The sequence below is a fragment of the Streptomyces albus subsp. albus genome (assembly GCF_000719865.1).
Taxonomy (GTDB): domain Bacteria; phylum Actinomycetota; class Actinomycetes; order Streptomycetales; family Streptomycetaceae; genus Streptomyces; species Streptomyces albus_E.
Genome location: NZ_JOID01000003.1, coordinates 209,759 through 230,041, shown reverse-complemented (window position 1 = coordinate 230,041; position 20,283 = coordinate 209,759). Strand labels below are relative to the sequence as shown.

General features: G+C 75.1%; 17 protein-coding genes. 7 read left to right on the top strand and 10 right to left on the bottom strand.

Features of this window, described 5'->3' with window-relative positions:
* Positions 1-467: 467 nt before the first annotated feature.
* The 3 genes from IF83_RS0104530 to IF83_RS0104515 form a co-directional block, all read right to left on the bottom strand.
* Positions 468-1,649 (bottom strand): helix-turn-helix domain-containing protein, encoded by a 1,182-nt coding sequence (locus IF83_RS0104530; protein ID WP_078843157.1) that lies wholly within the window; start codon positions 1,647-1,649, stop codon positions 468-470.
* A 551-nt stretch (positions 1,650-2,200) separates the two neighbouring features.
* Positions 2,201-3,247: a helix-turn-helix domain-containing protein gene (locus IF83_RS0104520; RefSeq protein ID WP_051722449.1), complete on the bottom strand. Its 1,047-nt coding sequence runs from the start codon at positions 3,245-3,247 to the stop codon at positions 2,201-2,203.
* Positions 3,244-4,086, bottom strand: coding sequence for a peptidoglycan-binding protein (locus IF83_RS0104515; protein ID WP_030542694.1), 843 nt, complete (start codon positions 4,084-4,086; stop codon positions 3,244-3,246). Before IF83_RS0104515 ends, IF83_RS0104520 begins: the two co-directional genes overlap by 4 nt.
* A gap of 332 nt (positions 4,087-4,418) precedes the next feature.
* On the opposite strand from IF83_RS0104515, the gene IF83_RS0104510 reads away from it, so the two are divergent.
* Complete coding sequence (locus IF83_RS0104510) at positions 4,419-4,835, top strand: peptidoglycan-binding domain-containing protein (RefSeq protein ID WP_078843156.1); 417 nt, start codon at positions 4,419-4,421, stop codon at positions 4,833-4,835.
* 117 nt (positions 4,836-4,952) lie between these two features.
* On the opposite strand, the gene IF83_RS0104505 is transcribed toward IF83_RS0104510, so the two are convergent.
* The 4 genes from IF83_RS0104505 to purN all read right to left on the bottom strand — a co-directional run bounded on the left by IF83_RS0104505 (position 4,953) and on the right by purN (position 8,779).
* Positions 4,953-5,456, bottom strand: coding sequence for a DUF3017 domain-containing protein (locus IF83_RS0104505; RefSeq protein ID WP_030542692.1), 504 nt, complete (start codon positions 5,454-5,456; stop codon positions 4,953-4,955).
* Complete coding sequence (locus tag IF83_RS0104500; protein WP_030542691.1) at positions 5,446-6,327, bottom strand: bifunctional methylenetetrahydrofolate dehydrogenase/methenyltetrahydrofolate cyclohydrolase; 882 nt, start codon at positions 6,325-6,327, stop codon at positions 5,446-5,448. The genes IF83_RS0104505 and IF83_RS0104500 overlap by 11 nt, the downstream gene beginning before the upstream one ends.
* A gap of 179 nt (positions 6,328-6,506) precedes the next feature.
* Entirely contained in the window at positions 6,507-8,111 is a 1,605-nt protein-coding gene (gene purH, locus IF83_RS0104495) for a bifunctional phosphoribosylaminoimidazolecarboxamide formyltransferase/IMP cyclohydrolase (RefSeq protein WP_051722447.1), read from the bottom strand.
* Positions 8,108-8,779: a phosphoribosylglycinamide formyltransferase gene (gene purN, locus IF83_RS0104490; protein WP_030542689.1), complete on the bottom strand. Its 672-nt coding sequence runs from the start codon at positions 8,777-8,779 to the stop codon at positions 8,108-8,110. The genes purH and purN overlap by 4 nt, the downstream gene beginning before the upstream one ends.
* Positions 8,780-9,026: 247 nt before the next feature.
* Here purN and IF83_RS0104485 point away from each other — a divergent pair, with 247 nt between their 5' ends.
* Positions 9,027-10,028: a hypothetical protein gene (locus tag IF83_RS0104485; RefSeq protein ID WP_030542688.1), complete on the top strand. Its 1,002-nt coding sequence runs from the start codon at positions 9,027-9,029 to the stop codon at positions 10,026-10,028.
* 34 nt (positions 10,029-10,062) lie between these two features.
* Here IF83_RS0104485 and IF83_RS0104480 read toward each other — a convergent pair whose 3' ends face one another.
* From IF83_RS0104480 to sucC, 3 genes are all read right to left on the bottom strand, one after another.
* The gene (locus IF83_RS0104480) at positions 10,063-11,580 is read right to left on the bottom strand and encodes a cell division protein PerM (RefSeq protein WP_158710995.1); all 1,518 of its coding nucleotides are present in this window, start codon (positions 11,578-11,580) and stop codon (positions 10,063-10,065) included.
* Positions 11,581-11,851: 271 nt separating this feature from the next.
* Positions 11,852-12,736: a succinate--CoA ligase subunit alpha gene (gene sucD / locus IF83_RS0104475; RefSeq protein WP_030542686.1), complete on the bottom strand. Its 885-nt coding sequence runs from the start codon at positions 12,734-12,736 to the stop codon at positions 11,852-11,854.
* A 21-nt stretch (positions 12,737-12,757) separates the two neighbouring features.
* Positions 12,758-13,933 (bottom strand): ADP-forming succinate--CoA ligase subunit beta, encoded by a 1,176-nt coding sequence (gene sucC, locus IF83_RS0104470; RefSeq protein ID WP_030542685.1) that lies wholly within the window; start codon positions 13,931-13,933, stop codon positions 12,758-12,760.
* Between the two features lie 1,020 nt (positions 13,934-14,953).
* On the opposite strand from sucC, the gene IF83_RS0104465 reads away from it, so the two are divergent.
* The 5 genes from IF83_RS0104465 to IF83_RS31660 are packed head-to-tail and all read left to right on the top strand — an operon-like array spanning position 14,954 to position 20,215.
* Positions 14,954-16,801, top strand: coding sequence for a phage tail sheath C-terminal domain-containing protein (locus IF83_RS0104465; RefSeq protein ID WP_030542684.1), 1,848 nt, complete (start codon positions 14,954-14,956; stop codon positions 16,799-16,801).
* Positions 16,802-16,808: 7 nt separating this feature from the next.
* Positions 16,809-17,333 (top strand): phage tail protein, encoded by a 525-nt coding sequence (locus IF83_RS0104460; RefSeq protein WP_019710451.1) that lies wholly within the window; start codon positions 16,809-16,811, stop codon positions 17,331-17,333.
* Positions 17,334-17,352: 19 nt separating this feature from the next.
* Positions 17,353-18,300: a hypothetical protein gene (locus IF83_RS0104455; protein ID WP_051722444.1), complete on the top strand. Its 948-nt coding sequence runs from the start codon at positions 17,353-17,355 to the stop codon at positions 18,298-18,300.
* Complete coding sequence (locus tag IF83_RS0104450; protein WP_030542682.1) at positions 18,293-19,024, top strand: hypothetical protein; 732 nt, start codon at positions 18,293-18,295, stop codon at positions 19,022-19,024. Before IF83_RS0104455 ends, IF83_RS0104450 begins: the two co-directional genes overlap by 8 nt.
* Positions 19,025-19,027: 3 nt before the next feature.
* The gene (locus tag IF83_RS31660; RefSeq protein WP_078843155.1) at positions 19,028-20,215 is read left to right on the top strand and encodes a Pvc16 family protein; all 1,188 of its coding nucleotides are present in this window, start codon (positions 19,028-19,030) and stop codon (positions 20,213-20,215) included.
* The last annotated feature ends 68 nt before the right edge of the window (positions 20,216-20,283 follow it).

Genomic DNA, 20,283 nt, shown 5'->3' with positions numbered 1-20,283 from the left:
CACGGGTCCGCGGGGCCCTGCCGCCCCTGTGTGTCCCGGCTCACGGCCCGGCCGGAGGACGGAGGGTGCGGGGGTACGGCGGTACGGCTGGGTGCGGCGGTGGCACGGGCGCGGAGGTCCCCGGGCACGGCGAGGGCGGCCGCTCGTCGAGGAGGGGGAGACGAGCGGCCGCCAAGGGGGTGTGCCGCACCCGTGGGGGGTAGTGGAGCGCCTGCCCCCGATCGGCGGGAGCATGCGCCCTGGCCGGCGGAAAGAAACGGAAGGACGGCCACCGCCCCGCGGAGAGCACCCCGGCGCCCGGCGGAGAGCATCCCGGCGCCCGGTTGGAGCACCCCGAACGCCGGGCCCCGGCCACCCGGCCCCGGCCCGCGGAGCCCGGCCACCCGGCCCGCGGAGCCCGTCCCCCGCGGAGCCCGGCCCACGAGACCGCGGCCACGCCGCGAACCGGGGCCGGCCGTGCGGGACGGTTACCCCTCGGCGGGCGGAGCTGCCGGGGTCGGGGGTGCCCCGGTCCCGGTCCCGTCGCCCGGCGGGGCGGACGTCGCGGAGCCCTCCGCGGCGCCGGGCCGCGCGCAGCCCTTCTCGCCCGCGGCCGTGGTGGCGCAGACCTCGGCGTCGGACGGCCGCTCGGCGGCCACCATCCGGGTGTACGCCTCCGTCACCCCGGGCTGTGTCCCCGTCCCGGCCGCGACCTCCGAGCTCTCGCTCCGCTCTCCCACGGCCACCCGCACCGAGTCGCCGGGGGCCGCCTCGGTGATCCGCGCCCAGACCGCGCCGCAGACCTCGCTGTGCCGCATCTCGACGAACGCCGCGCCGACCCGCAACTCCGTGACCGTACCGGCATGTTCGCCGCCGCAGCCCTGCTCCTCCGGGTCCTCACCCGTGCAGTCGTCACCGGAGCAGGTGACGCCCTCCGGGAGTTCCGTCCGCTCCTGCTCCGGGGTGGACGCCGGCGTGGTGGCGACCCGGGCCTTGCCGTCCGCCGGGGCATCGTCACCGAGGTCGAGGAAGAAGACCGCGCCGGCGGCCGCGGCCAGCGCCCCGGCCAGCCCGAGACCGAACAGCAGCGCACGCCGGGCACCGCCGCCGGGCCGCGGGCCGGAGCCGGAGCGCGCGTCGCGGCCCCCGCCCGGCCCGGCCGGGGCGGTCACGACGGACAGCGCGACGGTGTCCGGGGTCGGATACCCGGGGTCCGGGCGCTCCGAAGCCGTCCGGCCGGGACCGGCATGACCGGCCGGCCGTCCGGGTGTCCCGCGACCGGGAGTCGACCGGCCGGGCGGCGCGTCTTCCGGCCCGGGTCCGGGCGGGGCGTGCCCGGACGCCGTCCGGCCCGGCGCCGGGTCCGGCGGCGGCTCCGTGGCGGGCTCCTGCCCGGCCTCGGCGCGGGCCCACGCCGCCTCGGCCCGCTCCCACTGGGCCGTGAGCGGCCCGATGGCGTAGCCCGTCACCTCGGCCAGCGCCACCACGGCGCCGAGCGGCGGCAGCAGACGTCCGTTCAGATAGCGGTCCCACGAGGTCTTGCTGTAGCCGGTGCGGTCCGCGACGGACCCGACCCCCAGACCGCTCAGTTCGACGATCCGGCGGAGCTGTCCGGTGAACTCCCGTATCTGCGGGTCCAGTTCCTCCGGCAGCACCTTCCAACGAGGCATTGCCTCCCCCTGTTCCCCCCGCATGTGCACACGTACCCGGCGGCGGTGCACCTCCCAGTAACACCGCCTGCCGTCAAGGATGTTCGGGATCAGGATGTCAGTTCCTCCACGGCGGCGACACGGGTGTTCCCGGTTCGGGACGCGAGGGCCCCGGATCACCCCCCGCACCGGCGGCGGTACGCCCGCATCCGTGCCGTTCGGGACGGGTTGGGCCGCGGGCGAGGGACGGTGCGGGACCGGGCGGGACCGGGCGGGACCGGGACACGGCCGTGCCGAGCCGTTACCGACTCCCGACACACCGCGCACAGCATGATCACGACGTGCCGGAACCGTCACCTCCGGGCCACAGAGCACCCCTGACTCTTGATCCCGAACACGCGGACGAAGAGGCTCGGAGGCAGGCGGAGCTCGTCCTGCTCGGGGGAGGGGACGGGCTCCGCCGCCCACCGGGACACGAGGGCTCGACGGGTCAACAGGTCAACGCGTGGCGCGAATACGGGGATTGACGGCGTCGGACCGAGGGCCCCGAAGGCGGGGGGCGCCGCGGCCCGTCAGGTCGCGTCCGCGCCGGCGGCCGGATCCCCGGTCTCCTCCCCGTCCGCGGTGGTGTCGAAGCACTCGCGCTCCCCGCCCGGGGCCGGGAGGTGGCAGGCACGGAGGGCGGACCGCACTCCGGCTCCGATCATCGGTGTGTAGACATAGCCCTCGGCGTCGTACCGGTCGGCCACCGCGGCCTGCTGGAAACGGCCGCCCGGGGCGGTGATCCGGACCCGGTCCCCGACGCGCGACTGCCAGATCCGGGCCCACGCGGCACCGCAGCGTTCGCTGTAGCGGATCTCCATGCCCGCTCCCCGGGCCGTGCGGTGGCCGCCGAGGGTCCGCACGGTGATCCCGCAGCCCATGCTCTCCGGGTCCTTGCCGTCGCACGCCGCGCCGCGGCAGCCCGGCGGCGGCGGGCTCGGTGTCGCGGAGGTGGAACTCCCCGCGGCTGCCTCCCGCTCGGTGCCGCCGGGCCGGATGCCGCCGAGCGCCAGCGCGCCCGCGACCGCGGCGGTCACGCAGAGGGCGGCGAGGACGGCTGTCCGCCGCCGGGTCGGGTACGGCCACCGGAACAGGCCGCCGGCGGCCTCCGGGGCGGCCGGTCGTCCGGCCACCGCTCCCCCGGCGTCCCGGTTCCCGGTCTCTCCGGCCGCGATCTCTCCGGCAGCGGTGCCTTCGGCACCGGTCCCTCCGGAAGCCGTGTCTCCGCCGGCCGTTCCGGCCGCCGCCGGGGTCGTCACGGAGGCTCCGCGGCCGCTCCATTCGGCGTCGGCCAGGTCCCACAGCACGAGCAGCCGGTCCGGGCGCTCCCCGGCGAGCCGGCACAACGCTTCCACGGCCTGCCGCGGCACCTGCTTCTTCCCGTTGAGATACCGCTCCCAGGAGGACTTGCTGTAGGGGGTCCGCTCCGCCAGCGCCGCGAGGCTGAGCCCCGTCCTCTTCCGCAGGTCCCGCAACTCCTCGGCCAGACGGGCGCATTCGGGAGCCTGCCCGGGCGGCCGGGCGGCGGGCTCGCGCTCCCGCGCGGGCGGGCGGGGGTGTCCCGCGCTGCCGGTCATCGGCGCAGCACTCCCCAGGTGTGCGGGCCGACCTTGCCGTCGACCACGAGCCCGTGCTTGTCCTGGATGCGCTTGACGGCCCGGGTCGTCAGATCACCGTAGATGCCGTCGATGCCGCCCGGGGAGAAGCCGTGGTGCTTCAGCAGGCACTGGGCCTCCACGACGTCCCAGCCGGTGGTGGAGGTCTGGAGCACGGCGTCGCGGGTCGCGCTGTGCCCCGCGCCGAGGAGGCCGTTCTCGCGGCGCACGTCGCAGTGGTAGGTGCGGCCCGGTTCGTAGACGTACGGACCGTCGTGCGCCCGGGCGGAGGGCTCCGCCGGCGCGGAGGGGCTCCCCTGCGCCGGCGTGGAGGCGGCCGGGCCGCCCTCGTCCTCCCAGGGCGCGGCGACCAGCACCGCGGCCGCGACGGCCACGGCCGCCACCGCGAGACCGGCCACCAGCGGTGCCCGCGAGCGGCGGCGGGGAGCCGACGGCTCACCGGCCGGTTCCGGACCGGCACCGCCCGCTCGCGTGGCGTCCCCCGCCGGGCCCGTCTCCGCGTCCGCGCTCCCGGCCGCCCGGGTTGCGCCGGGCCCGCGGACGGCCGCCTCGGCGAGTTCGTGGAGCACCAGCAGCCGGGTGGGGTCCGTCCCGCCGAGCCGGGCGAGCTGCTCCACCGCCTGGCGCGGCGGCAGCGCCTTCCCGTTGAGATAGCGCTCCCAGGACGAACGGCTGTACGCGGTCTTCCTGCCGAGCGAGACCAGGCTCAGGCCGCTGCGGTCCTTGAGCCGTCTCAACTGCACCACCAGTTGCCGCGCCCGTTCGTCGAGCGTGTCCGGCAACTGCTTCCAACGCGACATGCTCCACCTCATCCGCGTCCGGAGCCCCGGAGGGAGGTTATCCCCCGCCACGCCCGAGAACTTGACGGCGAGGCACGGGGTTTCTCACGCCGGGCACCGAACCGACGGGTTCCGGTCAGGGCCCGGCCCTCGCACGCGTCCCCGCACCGCACCGTCCCAGGCGGCGTCCCAGCAGGTGGGAGCGGGTGCCGTCCCACGATCGCCCCGGCCGGCGGGCAGGCGTGGCGCCGCCGAGGAATGGCCCGCACTATCGGTTCGGCACCAGGGGCGGCGCGGCCCACCCCGCGCCGCCCTCCGCACCACCACCCGACCACACAGGGGGAATACGTCACATGAACGCACCGAAGCGCCGGAACGCACACCAGCGCATCGCCATCACGCTGGGCGCCGCCGTCCTGGGCACCGGGCTGCTCACCGCCCCGGCCGTCGCCACCGACTCCGGCCACGCGGGTGCCGCCGCGCCGGCCTCGGCCGCCGCGAGCTGCTACTACCACTCGACCATCGGCTTCTACTGCGGCTACTACTCCGGCCGCGCGTACACCGACTACGGCGACAGGGGCGCGCGGGTCAAGGAGATCCAGAAGCTCATCAACGACACGGCCTCCGGCTCCGCGAACATCGCCGTCGACGGCGTCTTCGGGCCGAAGACCCGCAGCCACGTCAAGTGGTTCCAGAAGAAGTACATGGGGGCGGGCCAGGCGGACGGCATCGTCGGCCCGAAGACCTGGAAGGCGCTGCGCGGCAAGTAAGCGGCGGCGGCTCCTTCCGTACACGGCGGCGGCCCGTCCTCTCACGGGGGAGAGGACGGGCCGCCGTCCCGTGTGTGCCGTGGCCGTGCCTGTGCCGCGGCCGTGGCGTGGCCGGCGTCAGCGCACCGCGAAGCGGATGATCTCCTCCAGCCAGGGGATCTCCAGCCAGGGGTCGGGGAGCGACATCAGGGCCAGCAGCGAGATCAGGGTGCCCAGCAGCCCGTACGTCACCATGTCCGTGAAGCGGGAGCGCACGGCCAGCATGCCCACCGACGGCAGCACCCGGCGCAGCACCGCGCCGGCGAGCAGTGAGAGCCCGATGAGCAGGGTGCCGATCCGGGACACGCCGAAGGCGACGAGGACCAGACCGACCGCGGTGCCGCCCATCACCGACAGCAGCGGCCACTGCCGTACCGGCGCCGGGGCGTCGCCCGGCGCCGCGCGGCCGCCGCCCTCGGGCCTGGCGGTGCTTCGCGTGAAGCGGGGGAAGCGGCGGCTCCGGCCCGCGCCGGAGCCCGGGCCCGGGCCGCCGGCCTCGGACGTCCCGGAGCTCCCGGCCCCGTCGGGCGTCTCGGGGCCGTCGCCCGCCGCGCGGCTCTCCACGCCGGCCTCAGCCCGCATGGTCCGCGGTGGGCCGGATCCCGGCCTGCCGTTCGGCGGCCTCCACCACGTTCTGCAGCAGCAGCGCGCGGGTCATCGGGCCGACACCGCCCGGGTTCGGCGCCACCCAGCCGGCGACCTCGGCCACGTCCGGGTGCACATCGCCGACGATCTTCCCGCTCTCGTCCCGGCTGACGCCGACGTCCAGGACGGCGGCGCCCGGCTTGACGTCCTCGGGCCGGACGATGTGCGGGGCGCCGGCGGCGGCGACGATGATGTCGGCCTGCCGGAGCTGGGCGGAGAGGTCGCGGGTGCCGGTGTGGCAGAGGGTCACGGTCGCGTTGACCTCGCGGCGCGTGAACAGCAGCCCGATGGACCGGCCGACGGTCATCCCGCGGCCGACGACGGTCAGATGCGCGCCCTTCGTCTCCACGCCGTGGCGGCGCAGCAGCGCCAGGATGCCGTTGGGGGTGCAGGGCAGGGCGGCCTCCTGGTTGAGCACCAGCTTGCCCAGGCTCATCGGGGCGAGCCCGTCGGCGTCCTTCGCCGGGTCGATCAGCTCCAGGACACGGCCGGTGTCGATGCCCTTGGGCAGCGGGAGCTGGACGATGTAGCCGGTGCAGGCCGGGTCCTCGTTCAGCTCCCGTACGACCGCCTCGATCTCCTCCTGCGTGGCGGTCGCGGGGAGTTCGCGCTGGATGGAGGCGATGCCGACCTGCGCGCAGTCGCGGTGCTTCCCGGCGACGTACTTCTGGCTGCCGACGTCGTCGCCGACGAGGAGGGTGCCGAGGCCGGGCGTGACGCCGCGGGCCTTGAGCTCCGCGACGCGGGTGGCGAGTTCCGATTTGATCGCGGCCGCGGTGGCCTTGCCGTCGAGAATCTGGGCAGTCATGGCTTCATCCTCCCGGATGGGCGGCGGCGGTGGCCAATGAGGTCCGCCGCGACGGGGGCGAGTGCGGGTGCGGTGGGGGCGGGCGCGGGCGCCCGTGGGTGTACGGGCCCGGGCCGCGCCGCCCCGGCGAAGGGGGGCGCGGCCCGGGCGGCTCCCGCGGGGGTGCGGGGCGGGCCGGCTCAGTGGAAGAAGTGCCGGGTCCCGGTGAGGTACATCGTGACGCCGGCCGCCTTCGCCGCCTCGATCACCTGCTCGTCGCGGACGGAGCCGCCCGGCTGGACGACGGCGGTGACACCGGCCTCCAGCAGCACCTCCAGGCCGTCCGGGAACGGGAAGAAGGCGTCGGAGGCGGCGTACGCGCCGGCCGCCCGCTCCGCGCCGGCCCGCTGCACCGCGAGCTTCGCGGAGTCGACGCGGTTGACCTGGCCCATGCCGACGCCGACGGTCGCGCCGCCCCTGGCCAGCAGGATGGCGTTGGACTTCACGGCGCGGCAGGCGCGCCAGGCGAAGGCCAGTTCGGCCAGCCCGGTCTCGTCCAGCGCGTCGCCGGAGACCCGGGTCCAGGTCTCGGGCAGGTCGCCCTCCGCCTGGAGGCGGTCGCTGTGCTGCAGGAGCACGCCGCCGGAGACGGGCCGCAGCTCATTCGCCCGGACCGGGGCGCCCTGGACGCGCAGCACCCGGATGTTCTTCTTGCGGGCCAGCACCTCGACGGCGCCGTCCTCGTACGCCGGGGCCGCGACGACCTCGGTGAAGATCTCCGCGACCTGCTCGGCCATCGCGACGGACACCGGGCGGTTGACGGCGATCACACCACCGAAGGCCGACAGCGGATCGCAGGCGTGCGCCTTGCGGTGCGCCTCGGCCACGTCGGCGCCGATGGCGATGCCGCACGGGTTGGCGTGCTTGATGATCGCCACGCAGGGCTCGTCGTGGTCGTAGGCGGCGCGGCGGGCGGCCTCGGTGTCCACGTAGTTGTTGAAGGACATCTCCTTGCCGTGCAGCTGCTCGGCGTTGGCGAGGCCCTCGGGGGTGCCGTCGGTGTAGAGGGCGGCCGACTGGTGCGGGTTCTCGCCGTAGCGGAGGGTGCTCTTGCGGCGCCAGGTCTCGCCGAGGAACTCGGGCAGCGCGGTGACGTTCTCCGCGTGCTCGGGGGCGTAGGTCCCGGTGAACCAGGAGGCGACGGCGGCGTCGTACGCGGCGGTGTGCTGGAACGCCTCGGCGGCGAGCCGCTTGCGCGCGTCCAGGCCGAAGCCGCCGTCACGGACGGCGGCGAGGACGTCCCCGTACCGCCCGGGGCTGGTGACCACGGCGACCGAGGGGTGGTTCTTGGCGGCGGCGCGCACCATGGACGGCCCGCCGATGTCGATCTGCTCGACGCACTCGTCGGGGCCGGCGCCGGAGGCGACGGTCTCCTGGAAGGGGTAGAGGTTGACGACGACCAGTTCGAAAGGCGCCACCTCCAGCTCGTCGAGCTGCTTCCGGTGCTCCTCCAGACGCAGGTCGGCGAGGATCCCGGCGTGCACCCGGGGGTGCAGCGTCTTGACGCGGCCGTCCAGGCACTCGGGGAAGCCGGTCAGCTCCTCGACCTTGGTGACGGGCACGCCGGCGGCGGCGATCCGCCCGGCCGTGGAACCGGTGGAGACCAGCTCGACGCCGGCCTCGTGCAGCCCCCGGGCCAGCTCCTCCAGGCCGGTCTTGTCGTAGACGCTGACCAGCGCGCGGCGGATGGGCCGCTGCGTGCCGTCGGGGCCTTGCAGGCCCGCGAGGCCTTCAGGAGTGGTCATGGGATCTGTACCTTTCGTCCCTCAATGCGATAGCCGTTGCGGGCCAGACGCCCCACGACCTCGACGAGCAGCCGTCGCTCGACTTCCTTGATGCGCTCATGGAGCGCCGCTCCGCCGTCCTCGTGGTCCTCGTCCCGGACCTCGACCACGCCCTGGGCGATGACGGGGCCGGTGTCGACGCCGTCGTCGACGAAGTGGACGGTGCAGCCGGTCACCCGCACCCCGTACGCGAGTGCGTCGCGCACGGCGTGGGCGCCGGGGAAGCTGGGGAGCAGCGCGGGGTGGGTGTTGATGAACCGTCCCCCGAAGCGGGCGAGGAATTCCTTGCCCACGATCTTCATGAAGCCCGCCGAGACCACGAGGTCCGGTGCGAAGCGGGCGGTGGCCTCGGTGAGCGCCCGGTCCCAGGCGGCGCGGTCCGGGTGGTCGCCGAGGCGGCAGACGAACACCGGCAGCCCGGCGCGCTCGGCGCGCTCCAGGCCGGCGATGCCGTCGCGGTCGGCGCCGACGGCGACGATCTCGGCGCCGTACGAGCCGTCCTCGGCGGCCGCGACCGCGTCGAGCAGCGCCTGGAGATTCGTACCGGAGCCGGAGACCAGCACCACGAGCCGGGCGGGCCGGCCCTCGTCCGGAGTCCAGGAGCGGGCACTGGGAGGGGGCGAGGACACGGCGGAACTCTCTCTCACGGGGCGCAGGTTTGTGGGGTCGCACAAGCGAGGAGCATCCTGGTGTCCGGAAGACCCTACGAAGCCGCCGACCGGGGGCCACGATACCGGCACCGCGGGCAGCCCCCGCGGGACGGGGGCGCGCGCGGAAGGTAGCGTGCGTCTCAGACACCGACGTCACTCCAAGGGCCGAATCCGCCGACGCGGGCCCGCGGCCCGGACGACGACACGAGGGAAGACAACACTCCAGATGCCGGACCGAAGCCTCCGCGCGACTCCCAGCCTCCCGCCGTTCCCGACTCCGCTGCTGCGCGAACGCCCCCCGGCATCGGCGTCCCCGGCCTCCGGCGGGCGGGACGGACGTGACGCACACGACAGCGGCAGTGGCGGCAGTGGCACTGGCGGCGGTGGTGAGGGCGGCGGCGGTCCGCGGGACACCGGGCGGGGCCCGGAGGGCGCCGGGAACGGACGGGACGGCCGGGGCGCCGGGAACGGCCGGGGCGCCGGGAACGGCGGCGACCGGGCCGGTGAGCCCGACAACCCCTTCGCGCCGCCGCCGGAAGGCCGCCCCGACGAGGAGTGGCGGCCCCGCGGCGGCCCCGGCGAGGGCCGGGGCGGCGGCGAGGACGGCGGCCGGCGGCCCTCCTGGGGCAGCTCCCGGTGGAGCAGCCGCCAGCCGGGCCGGCAGAGCGGCGGCTTCGGGGGCGGACGGCAGGACGGGCCGGGCCGCTCCGAGGGGCCCGGCGGCCCCGGCGAGCTGCGCTGGGACCCGACGGACCCGAACCAGCGGCGCGCACGCTACGCGATGGTCGCCGGTATGTGGGCGTTCATCCTCGCCCTGTTCAGCCTCCCGGAGATCGCCCTGCTGCTGGGCTCCCTCGCCCTGTACTGGGGCATCAGCTCCCTGCGGGGCAAGGCGCCCCGCCCGGAGCGTTCGCCGGCCCGCACCGCCGCGGCCCGCCCGGAGGACGTGTCGGGCGCCCCGGACGCCGGGGGCGCCCCCGCCGCCGGGCCCGCCAAGGGCGCGGCGCAGAACGGCGGTTACGGGGCCAGGTCGCAGAAGAGCGCGGCGGTCAGCGGCCTGATCACGGGCAGCCTCGCCCTGGCCGTCGTGGCGACGACCTACACCTTCCAGATCGTCTACCGCGACTACTACACGTGTGTGGACGACGCCCTGACCCGTTCCTCCCAGCAGCAGTGCGAGGAACTCCTCCCCGAGCGTCTCCGCCCCCTCCTCGGCGTCCCGGACTGAGGCCGGCGGGCCGTGCCGGCCGGGGATCCTGCCGTCAGGCCGTGGCGGTGACGGGATCCGGGCCCGCGCCGCGCCACCGGCTCTTCCTGAGCCACCAGCCGTGCAGCACGAGCGCGGTGGGCAGCCCGAACGCGCCCGTCCAGGCGGCCGCCGCCACCCCGGTGGTCCAGGCGTCGGGCCCGAGGCGGGCCAGCGCACCGGTGCCCAGGGTGCCGCCCGACGCCGCCGCGATGAGCGTCATCGCGAGCCCGCAGACCATCGCCCCGTACATGGCGGTCAGCAGGGTCTGCCACCAGGCGGGGACAGGCCGCCCCGCCGCCCGCGCCCGGTACGCGGCGAGGGCCGCGCGCCGGCCGACGGCCAGGCCCGCCATCACGGGGATCGCGCCGGCGGCCCAGGTCAGCGGGGAGCCGGGGCCCTCGGACGGGAGCGCGGCGAGCAGGGGGAAACGCGGCAGCTCCGGGTAGCCCGTGGTGGCAAGGGCGGTGACCGTGCTGCCCGCGCCCGCCGTGAAGCCGGGCCCCAGCCCGTAGGCCGCGGCCCAGACGGCCGCGTTGGGCACCAGGGCCAGGCACAGCAGCAGCACGGAAGCGCGGCCGGGCACCGTCCCGTCCAGGACCAGCAGCGCGTCCCGGGCCTCGGTTCCGTGCACGGCGAGCGACACGGCCACCAGCAGCGCGCCGCCGCAGAGAAGAACCGCGACGCCCCGGGCCGCCGCCCGGGGCCCCGCCCCCGCTTCGGGGTAGCCGAACGGGGCGCGCAGCGCGCGCGGCAGCCGGCGCAGAGCGGCGCGCACGCCCGGGGGCAGCCGGCGCTCGGCCAGACCGCCGGAGGCCCAGGTGCCGCACAGCACCGTCACGGCGCAGACGGCGCAGAGCCGCGGCAGCGCCTCGGCGGGCACGGCCCGGAGCGGTCCGTCGTCGGCGTAGAGGACGGCGCCGAGTCCGACGAGGAGGTAGCCGGCGCAGAGCCAGCCGAGTGTGCCGAACGCGCTGTACGCGGGCGCATGCAGGGACTCCTCATCCGCCGCCGCACGGCCCTCCGGCGCACCACCGCGTGCCGCTTCGCGGTTACCGGCCGGCCGTCCTCGTCCCGTGAACTCCGTCCGTGCGACGCCCACCGCCAGGGCCGCCTCCGCGAGCACCGCGGTTTCCGCGGCCTCCGCCTGCTCCGCCGCCTCCGTGGCCCGTCGCGCCGAGCGGTACAGCAGCCACACCGGCAGCAGCCCGATCAGCAGCGGCGGCAGTCCCACGGGTGCCGTGCCGCCGTCCGCCCCGGTGGCGCGGAGGAGTTCGGCGCCGTGACCGAGGAGCCAGAGGGCGGCGGCGGTCCGCAGGGCGCCCTCCGGCCCGGCGCCGGGGTCGGCCGAGATGATCCAGTGGGCCAGCACCGCCACGGCGGGCACGCCGAGCCCCACGCCGGCCGCGACCGCGCCACCGGCCATTCCTGCTCCTGCGGTGCGGAGACGGTCGCCGAGCCGGGCGGGCGGGGCGGCGGAGTGGTCACGGACGGACAGGGGCAGCAGGCCGGGGTCGGCGATCGGTCGGCTCACACGGCCATGCTGCCAAGGGGCATCCTGTAAATCCGGTTAGCCGCATATGTTCGTTGTGTCGTTGGATCACCCGACTGATCGGATGATCCGGGCCGGACGCCCGGACGGCCGGGCAGGTCCGGGCAGGCGGGGTGCGGGTAAGCGGGCCCGGGCATGCCGCAGGGCGCCGGTTCCCGCCCGGGAAGGGGGAACCGGCGCCCTGCGAGGCGGCCTTGCGGGCGTTCAGCCCGAGGGCCGGTGGCCGGTGGCCGGGTGGCCGGGTGGCCGGAGATCAGCCGGCGAGCGCGGCGCGCGCGAGGCGGGCCGTCTCGGACGGCGTCTTGCCGACCTTCACACCCGCGGCCTCCAGGGCCTCCTTCTTCGCCTGCGCGGTGCCGGAGGAGCCGGAGACGATGGCGCCGGCGTGGCCCATGGTCTTGCCCTCGGGCGCGGTGAACCCGGCGACGTAGCCGACGACCGGCTTCGTCACGTTCGCCTTGATGTACTCCGCGGCCCGCTCCTCGGCGTCGCCGCCGATCTCACCGATCATCACGATCAGGTCGGTGTCGGGGTCGGCCTCGAAGGCGGCCAGGGCGTCGATGTGCGTGGTGCCGATGACCGGGTCGCCACCGATGCCGACGGCCGACGAGAAGCCCAGGTCGCGCAGCTCGTACATCATCTGGTACGTCAGCGTGCCCGACTTCGAGACCAGGCCGATGCGGCCGGCGTTGGTGATGTCGGCCGGGATGATGCCGGCGTTCGACTGTCCGGGGGAGATGAGACCCGGGCAGTTGGGGCCGACGATCCGGGTCTTGTTGCCCTTGGCGCCGGCGTGGGCCCAGAACGCGGCGGTGTCGTGCACCGCGATGCCCTCGGTGATGACGACGGCCAGACCGATCTCGGCGTCGATCGCCTCGACGACCGCGTCCTTCGCGAACTTCGGCGGAACGAAGATCACGGTGACGTCCGCGCCGGTGGCCTCCATGGCCTCCTTGACGGAGCCGAAGACGGGCACCTCGGTGCCGTCGAAGTCGACCTTGGTGCCCGCCTTGCGCGGGTTCACGCCGCCGACGATGTTCGTACCCGAGGCAAGCATCCGCTTGGTGTGCTTCTGGCCCTCGGAGCCGGTCATCCCCTGGACGATGACCTTGCTTTCCTTGGTGAGGAAGATAGCCATGGTGTTGGTGACCCGTTCCCTTTACTTAGCAGCCAGCTCGGCGGCACGGTCGGCCGCACCGTCCATGGTGTCCACCTGCTGGACCAGCGGGTGGTTCGCGTCGGAGAGGATCTTGCGCCCCAGCTCCGCGTTGTTGCCGTCGAGCCGCACGACCAGCGGCTTGTCGACCTCCTCGCCCTTGGACTTCAGCAGCTCCAGGGCCTGCACGATGCCGTTGGCGACCGCGTCACAGGCGGTGATGCCACCGAAGACGTTGACGAAGACGGACTTGACGGCCGGGTCGCCCAGGATGATCTCCAGGCCGTTCGCCATCACCTCGGCGGAGGCACCGCCGCCGATGTCGAGGAAGTTGGCGGGCTTGACGTTGTTGTGCGCCTCACCGGCGTACGCGACGACGTCCAGGGTGCTCATCACGAGACCCGCGCCGTTGCCGATGATGCCGACCTCGCCGTCGAGCTTGACGTAGTTGAGGCCCTTGGCCTTGGCGGCGGCCTCCAGCGGGTCGGCCGCGGCCTTGTCCTCCAGCGCCGCGTGGTCCGGCTGGCGGAAGTCGGCGTTGGCGTCCAGGGACACCTTGCCGTCCAGCGCCAGGACCTTGCCGTCGTCACCGGTCTTGGCCAGCGGGTTGACCTCGACGAGGAGCGCGTCCTCGGCGATGAACGCCTTCCACAGGGTCTGCAGGATCTCGGCGATCTGGTCCGCCACGTCGGCGGGGAACTTCGCCGCCTCGACGATCTCGCGGGCCTTCTCGGGGGTCACGCCCTCGTTGGCGTCCACCGGGATCTTCGCGAGGGCCTCGGGCTTGGTGGCCGCGACCTCCTCGATGTCCATGCCGCCCTCGACGGAGGCCATGGCCAGGAAGGTGCGGTTGGTGCGGTCCAGCAGGAAGGAGACGTAGTACTCCTCCTTGATCTCCGCGGTCTGGGCCAGCATCACCTTGTGGACCGTGTGGCCCTTGATGTCCATGCCCAGGATCTGGCCGGCCTTCTCGACCGCGTCGGCCGGGTCCTTGGCCAGCTTCACGCCGCCGGCCTTGCCGCGGCCACCGACCTTGACCTGCGCCTTGACGACCGCGCGGCCGCCGAGACGCTCGGTCACCTCGCGCGCCGCCTCAGGCGTGTCGATCACTTCACCGGCCAGCACCGGTACACCGTGCTTGGCGAAGAGGTCCCTCGCCTGATACTCGAACAGGTCCACGCGCGTCCGTCCCTTTGCGTCTCGATACCGCTGTCGTGGTGATTGCGGTGCGTTGTCTGCATGGGCGTGCCGCAGGGGCAGCGTGACGACGCGGTCACTGGGAGGCGCACACACTGGCCGGTACGCGGCATGTCCGCCTCGCAGGTTATCGCCGTACGCGGGAGCGCCCTAAATCGCAGATCACATGCGCGCGGTGATTACAGTCACAGATCACGGGAGTGGCGGCGCGCCGTTCCGGGGATATGCCCGGCATCGGCGACAGTGGCCTCGCCCGGGGCGGCTGCGCCGACCGGGTGACGCCCGGCACCAGCGGTGGAGGCCGGTGCCGGGCGTCTCTCATGAACCCTCCCCACCCCCCTCATCTCCTTCCGGGCTTCACGGGTTCCCGGCTCGCCGGATCGCCGGGCCGCCGGGCCGCCGGGCCGCCGGCGCACAGGACCGCTTGCGCTGCGCGGCAGCCCGGCCTGGGCCCGCCGGCGCTCGGGCGGCCGCCGCCCGCTGCCTGCCATCTGCCGCCCGCCGCACGCCGCACGCCGCCTGCGCCATCGAGGGCCGTACACGGCGCCTTCAGATCTCGTACGGACTCCCGCGTCCCGCACCCCTTGGCCAAAGCGCTCATTTCTCGCCTTTCGGCAGACAAACCGGCGCGCCGACGCACTCACCCTTTCGACTTAATCCGATCCCCGGAATATTGAATTCCGCCACTCACCTGATCGCACACATCCATCCCGGCCCTGAAAAATCCCGTCGTCCACACCCGGAGCACGGCCTCCGGAATACAATCTTCCGCTTCACCGAAAGGCTGGAAACCGTCCTTGACCCCCGCTTGACGGGGCACCCAGACTCCAAGTGGCACTCATGCACCAAGAGCCACAGGCAATGAACGCCTGGGCGCGCGGTACAGAAAATCGCGCGGGGTGTGCGTCGGGGGGACGGAGAACGTGCGCGCGCGTTCATGGGCCGTACACAACTCCTTCATCCCTTCTTCTCATCTCTTGGTGCGCGAAGGGAATGGAGGGAATGCCGGTGCGAACGGCCCATCCCGGCGTATACATCGAGGAACTTCCCAGTAGCGTCCGCACCATCGGCGCGGTCACCACCTCGGTGACCGCCTTCGTCGGGCACACCCGCCGAGGGCCGCTCAACCAGCCGGTGCGGATCACTAGTTTCGCGGACTTCGAACGCCGCTTCGGGGGACTCACCGCCCGCAGCGCGGTCGGCCACGCCGTCCACCAGTTCTTCGGCAACGGCGGCTCCGCCGCGGTGATCGTGCGCGTGGCCGCGTCCGGCACCGGCGAGGAGGCCGAGGTCACGCTCGAGTCCACCGAGGACGGCAGCGCCCGCCCGGTGCTGCGGGTCACCGCCCGGGAGGCGGGTGTCTGGGGCTCCGGCCTGCGGGTGTCCGTCGACCACGACACCCGGCGCCCGGACGAGACCTTCAATCTCCGGATCACCGACGCGGACGGCGAGGCACGGGAGAGCTACACCGGTCTGTCCATGGACCCCGGTCACGGGCGCTTCGTGGAGACCGTGGTGAACGAGGGCTCCGACCTGGTGCGGGTGCGGGTGACCGGCGAGGGCCGGCCCGATCCGTCCGGCACCGTGTCGAAGCCGTTCGGGGCCGAACTGCCCGACCTGGCCGTCGAGCTGACCGTCAAGATCGGCAAGGCGGAGCGCAGCTTCACCCTGCACGACCCCGCGGTGGACGGCCCGGCCCCGGTGACCGTCACCGAACTCGCCCTGCTGCTGGAGCGGAAGCTGCGGGCACTGCCCGACGCGCCCGGCAAGCGGGCCTTCGCCCGGGCCGAGGCCACCGCCTTCGGCAACCGGATCCAGGTGGTCGCCGGGTCCGCGGACCCCCGCGACACCGTCCGGTTCCTCGGCGAGTGCGCCAACGACCTGGGGCTGGAGGGCTCGGTCAATCCGCCCGTCTTCCCGCTCACCGGCGGCGCGGACGGCGATCCGCCCGGACCCCAGGACCTCATCGGCAGCGAGGACCTCAAGACGGGGCTGCACGCGCTGCGCGACGCCGACGACGTCAACCTGCTGGCGCTGCCCGAGCTGGCGGCGTACGAGTCCACCGAGGACATGGTCACGGTGATCTCGGCGGCGGTGGCGCTCTGCGAGGAGCGGCGGATCTTCCTGCTCGTCGACGCCCCGGCGTCCTGGACCAGTGTGGACCGGGCGCGGGCCGGGCTGGCCGCGTTCGACCCGGTCCGCAGCGACTACGCGGCGCTGTACTTCCCGCAGGTGCGGCTGACCGACCCGCTCACCGGGCGGCTGCGCGCCTTCCCGCCGTCCGGCGCCGTCGCCGGCGTCACCGCCCGTACGGACGGTGAGCGCGGGGTGTGGAAGGCCGCGGCGGGCACGGAGGCCCGGCTGGCCGGCGTGCGGTCGCTGACCGTGCGGATCACCGACCGGGAGAGCGGCCTCCTCAACCCGCTGGGCGTCAACTGCCTGCGCACCTTCCCGGTGCTCGGCCCGCTGGTCTGGGGGGCCCGCACCCTGGAGGGCGCGGACGGCCTGGACAGCGACTGGAAGTACGTGCCGGTGCGGCGGCTCGCCCTGCACGTCGAGGAGAGCCTCTACCGCGGGCTGCAGTGGGTGGTCTTCGAGCCGAACAGCGAACAGCTCTGGCAGCAGATCCGGCTCGACGCCTCGTCGTTCCTGCACACCCTGTTCCGTCAGGGCGCGTTCAAGGGCCGCACGCCGCGCGAGGCGTACTACGTGAAATGCGACGCGGACACCACCACCGAGCAGGACATCGCGCAGGGCGTGGTGAACGTCGTCGTGGGATTCGCGCCGGTCAGGCCCGCGGAGTTCGTGGTCGTCAAGATCCAGCAGATCGCCGGACAGTTCGAGATTTAGGAATCCGATGGCCGAGTTTCAGATCAACGCCCATCGCTTCGACCCGTACAAGAATTTCAAGTTCCTCGTTCTCTGGGGCGGGCGTACGGTCGCGGGCATCAGCAAAATCAGCCCGCTGAAGCGCACCACCGAAGTGGTCAAGCACCGCAATGGCGGCGACCCCAGCACTCCGCGCAAATCGCCCGGGCGTTCCGAATTCGAGGGCGTGACGCTCGAACGCGGGGTCACCCACGATCCGGAATTCGACCGCTGGGCCAACAAGGTCTGGCAGGTCGGGGCCGGGCTGGGCGCCGAGGTGTCGCTCGCCGACTTCCGCCGGGACATCGTGATCCAGGTCCTCAACGAGGCCGGGCAGGTGGCCGTCTCGCACAAGCTCTACCGGGCCTGGCCCAGCGAGTACCAGGTACTGGGCGAGCTGGACGCCAACGCCAACGCCGTCGCGATCCAGAGCCTCAAGCTGGAGTGCGAGGGCTGGGAGCGGGACTACGAGGTGCCGGAGCCGACGGAGCCGTCCTTCACCAACCCGGTCTGAGCGCCGGGCGGGCCGCGTGATGGAGACGACGGAGCCGGCGGCGGGAGCCCCGTGGCCCGGGGCGGGCACCGTGCCCGGGGCCGCGGAGCTGCTGGCCGTGTGGGAGGCGGGCCTTGCCCAGCCCGGTCCCGGGCGGGCTCTGCTGCTGCACCGCACGGCCCGCCCGGGGGCCGGCACCGGCGAACTGCTGGCGATGCCGGTCGGCGAGCGGGAGACGGACCTGTTCGCGCTGCGGAGCGCGCTCTTCGGCGAGCGGATGCAGGTGCGGATCGAGTGCCGTGCGTGCGGGACGTCGATGGAGTTCGACCTCGACGCGGGCCGGCTGCTCGGTGAGCGGCCGCGGCCCGGGGGGCCGTTGCGGGTGGCGGAGGACGGCTGGGTGGTCGAGTTCCGGCTGCCCACCGTCGCCGACCTCGCGGCGGCGTCCCGGGCGGCGGCCGGCGGCGGTACGGCGGACGGCGGCGGTGCCGGGAGCGGCGCCGCGTCCCGTGCCGGCTCCGGCCGGGACTCCTCCCGTACGGGCTCCGGCCCGGCGGGCGCGGATTCCGGCGAGGGCGGCGGTGCGGGCGGGGCTCCCGCCGGCCCCTCCGGCGCGGCCGCGGCCGCCCGGCGGGTGCTGCTGGCCCGCTGCACCGTCTCCGCCGCGCGGAACGGCGAACCGGTCGCCGCCGACCGGCTGCCCGACGTCCTGCCGGAGCGGGTGCGGCGGCGGATCGCCGAGGCCGCCGAGCGCGCCGACCCGGCCGCCGAGGTGACGCTCCGCGTCGCCTGCCCCGAGTGCGGCGAGGCCACCCCGGCCGAGCTGGACATCGCCTCCTACCTCTGGACCGAACTCGACTCCTGGGCGCGGGACCTGCTGCTCGACGTCCACCTGCTCGCCACCGCCTACGGCTGGAGCGAGCCGGAGATCCTGGCGCTGAGTCCGCTGCGGCGCCGCTACTACCTGGAGCTGTGCGCAGATGCCTGACCCCGACTACTTCGACCGGCTGCTGGCCCGGCACACCCCCGTACGGGCGGTGGCCGGCGCCGCCGCCCCGGCGCGGGTGCGGCCGCGGCTGCCCGGCCCGTTCGAGCGGGTCGAGTCGCTGCGGGCGGCGGCCCCCGGGCCGGAGGAGGACGGATTCCTCTCCGCGCCCGCGGCCCCGGCCGCCCCCGGGGTGATCGAGACCGTCCGGCACGAGCGCGAGGTCCGGACCGACCGGCACACCGTCGTCCGCTCCGAGGCGCCCCGCGACGAGCCCGGGCCGCCGGTCACCGCACGGCCGGCGACACCGCTGCTGCGGCCCGCCGCGCCGGTCGCGCCCGGCCCGCGCCCGGCGGGGCGGGAGACCCCGCGGCGGGAACGGCGGGGCGCGGCCCCCGCGCCCGCCGCCGGCGGGCCGGGACCCATGGTCGCGGCGGCCGCGCCCCACCCCCCGGGCGTGGCCGCCGCTCCCCCGGCCGCCGTACCGCCGCGCCCGCGCGAGGCGGACACGGCCGCGGCCCGGGAAGCCGCCCGCTCCGGTGCCGGACGGCGCCGGGGGCGGGGCGCCGATCAGGTGGTGCACGTGGAGATCGGCCGGCTGGAGGTCAGCGCCGCGGGCACGGCCCGTCCCGGCGAGCGGGCGGGCAACGGCTCCGGCCGTACGGGCCGGCCCGCGCCGGCGCTGAGCCTGGAGGACTACCTGACGCGCGGCGGACGGAGGAGCTGAGGCATGAGCAACGCACTCGCCATCGCGACGGTCACCCAGGCGCTGGCCCATCTGATCGCGAACAATCTGGCGCCGGAGTTCAACGAGGCGGTCCGCGTCGAGACCCGCAAGCCCCCGGCCGACCCGCCGCCCGACCCGCTCATCACGGTGTTCTGCTACCAGGTGACGCCCAACGCCTCGATGCGGGGCAACGACCTGCCGACCCGGGCCGCCGACGGCACCCTGGTCAAGCGGGCCGCCGCCGCGCTCGATCTGCACTATCTGATCAGCGCGTACGGGGAGGAGGCCGAGCTCGTCGGGCAGCGGCTCATCGGCTGCGTGGTGCGCACGCTGCACGAGATCCCGGTGCTGCCGCGCGACGTGATCGCGCAGGCCGCCGAACGCCCCCATCTGACGGGCAGCGACCTGGCCGACGCCGTGCAGAAGGTCCGCTTCACCCCGACCCAGATGGACATCGACGAGACCTCGAAGCTCTGGGGGATGCTCCACCAGACGCCGTACTCGCTGTCGGTGGCCTACCAGGCGTCGCTGGTGCTGATCGAGGGCCATGAACGCCCCGAGCAGGCACCGCCGGTGGAACGGCACACGGTACGGGCCCTGCCCTTCGGCGCCCCGGGTGCTCCGGTGCCCCCGGGCGGCGGTACGGAGGCGGCGGACGGCGCGGGGCGGGCCGACGGCGCGGGAGCCGGTGGCGCGGGAGCCGGTGGCGCGGCGCGGGGTGGTGCGGCCCCAGTGGGCGGCGGCGGGGTGCGGGCCGGTCGGAACTCCCCGGCCGCCCCCGGGTCTTCCGCCGCCGGGCCCGGGGCGGCGGCGGCCACCGCGACCGCCCCCGCCACTTCCGCGGCTTCCTCCGCTCCGTCCGCCGCCACGGTCTCAGCGCCGGCGGCGGCAGCTGGCGCGGCCGCCCGGCGGACCACGGCCCGGGCGGGCCGCACCAGCGCCGTGTCCCCCGCGGCCCGGACCCGGGCCGAGGAGCCCGCGGCCCCCACGGCGGCGGCGCGCAAGTCCCGCACCGTGGGCGCCCCTTCGGCCGCCGGCACCGGCCGGGGCACCACTGCCTTCCCCATCGGCACGGCGGGCACGGCGGGGCCGGCGAGCGCGGCCGGGCGGGACAGCACCACGGGCCCGGGCACCGCAGCCGGAGGCACCGACGGCGCCTCCGGCCCGGCCGGCGAACAGCGGGAGGGCTGAGGCGCGGTGGCGGGGACAGGCGGGAACAGGAAGACGCCCGGCGGGACCGGGCCGGCCGGCGCGTCCGC

Coding starts and splice junctions, on each gene's coding strand:
- IF83_RS0104530 (WP_078843157.1), bottom strand. CDS start 1,649: ATGCCTCGTTGGAAGGTGCTGCCGGAGGAACTGGACCCGCAGATACGG.
- IF83_RS0104520 (WP_051722449.1), bottom strand. CDS start 3,247: ATGACCGGCAGCGCGGGACACCCCCGCCCGCCCGCGCGGGAGCGCGAG.
- IF83_RS0104515 (WP_030542694.1), bottom strand. CDS start 4,086: ATGTCGCGTTGGAAGCAGTTGCCGGACACGCTCGACGAACGGGCGCGG.
- IF83_RS0104510 (WP_078843156.1), top strand. CDS start 4,419: ATGAACGCACCGAAGCGCCGGAACGCACACCAGCGCATCGCCATCACG.
- IF83_RS0104505 (WP_030542692.1), bottom strand. CDS start 5,456: ATGCGGGCTGAGGCCGGCGTGGAGAGCCGCGCGGCGGGCGACGGCCCC.
- IF83_RS0104500 (WP_030542691.1), bottom strand. CDS start 6,327: ATGACTGCCCAGATTCTCGACGGCAAGGCCACCGCGGCCGCGATCAAA.
- purH (WP_051722447.1), bottom strand. CDS start 8,111: ATGACCACTCCTGAAGGCCTCGCGGGCCTGCAAGGCCCCGACGGCACG.
- IF83_RS0104485 (WP_030542688.1), top strand. CDS start 9,027: ATGCCGGACCGAAGCCTCCGCGCGACTCCCAGCCTCCCGCCGTTCCCG.
- sucD (WP_030542686.1), bottom strand. CDS start 12,736: ATGGCTATCTTCCTCACCAAGGAAAGCAAGGTCATCGTCCAGGGGATG.
- IF83_RS0104465 (WP_030542684.1), top strand. CDS start 14,954: ATGCCGGTGCGAACGGCCCATCCCGGCGTATACATCGAGGAACTTCCC.
- IF83_RS0104460 (WP_019710451.1), top strand. CDS start 16,809: ATGGCCGAGTTTCAGATCAACGCCCATCGCTTCGACCCGTACAAGAAT.
- IF83_RS0104455 (WP_051722444.1), top strand. CDS start 17,353: ATGGAGACGACGGAGCCGGCGGCGGGAGCCCCGTGGCCCGGGGCGGGC.
- IF83_RS0104450 (WP_030542682.1), top strand. CDS start 18,293: ATGCCTGACCCCGACTACTTCGACCGGCTGCTGGCCCGGCACACCCCC.
- IF83_RS31660 (WP_078843155.1), top strand. CDS start 19,028: ATGAGCAACGCACTCGCCATCGCGACGGTCACCCAGGCGCTGGCCCAT.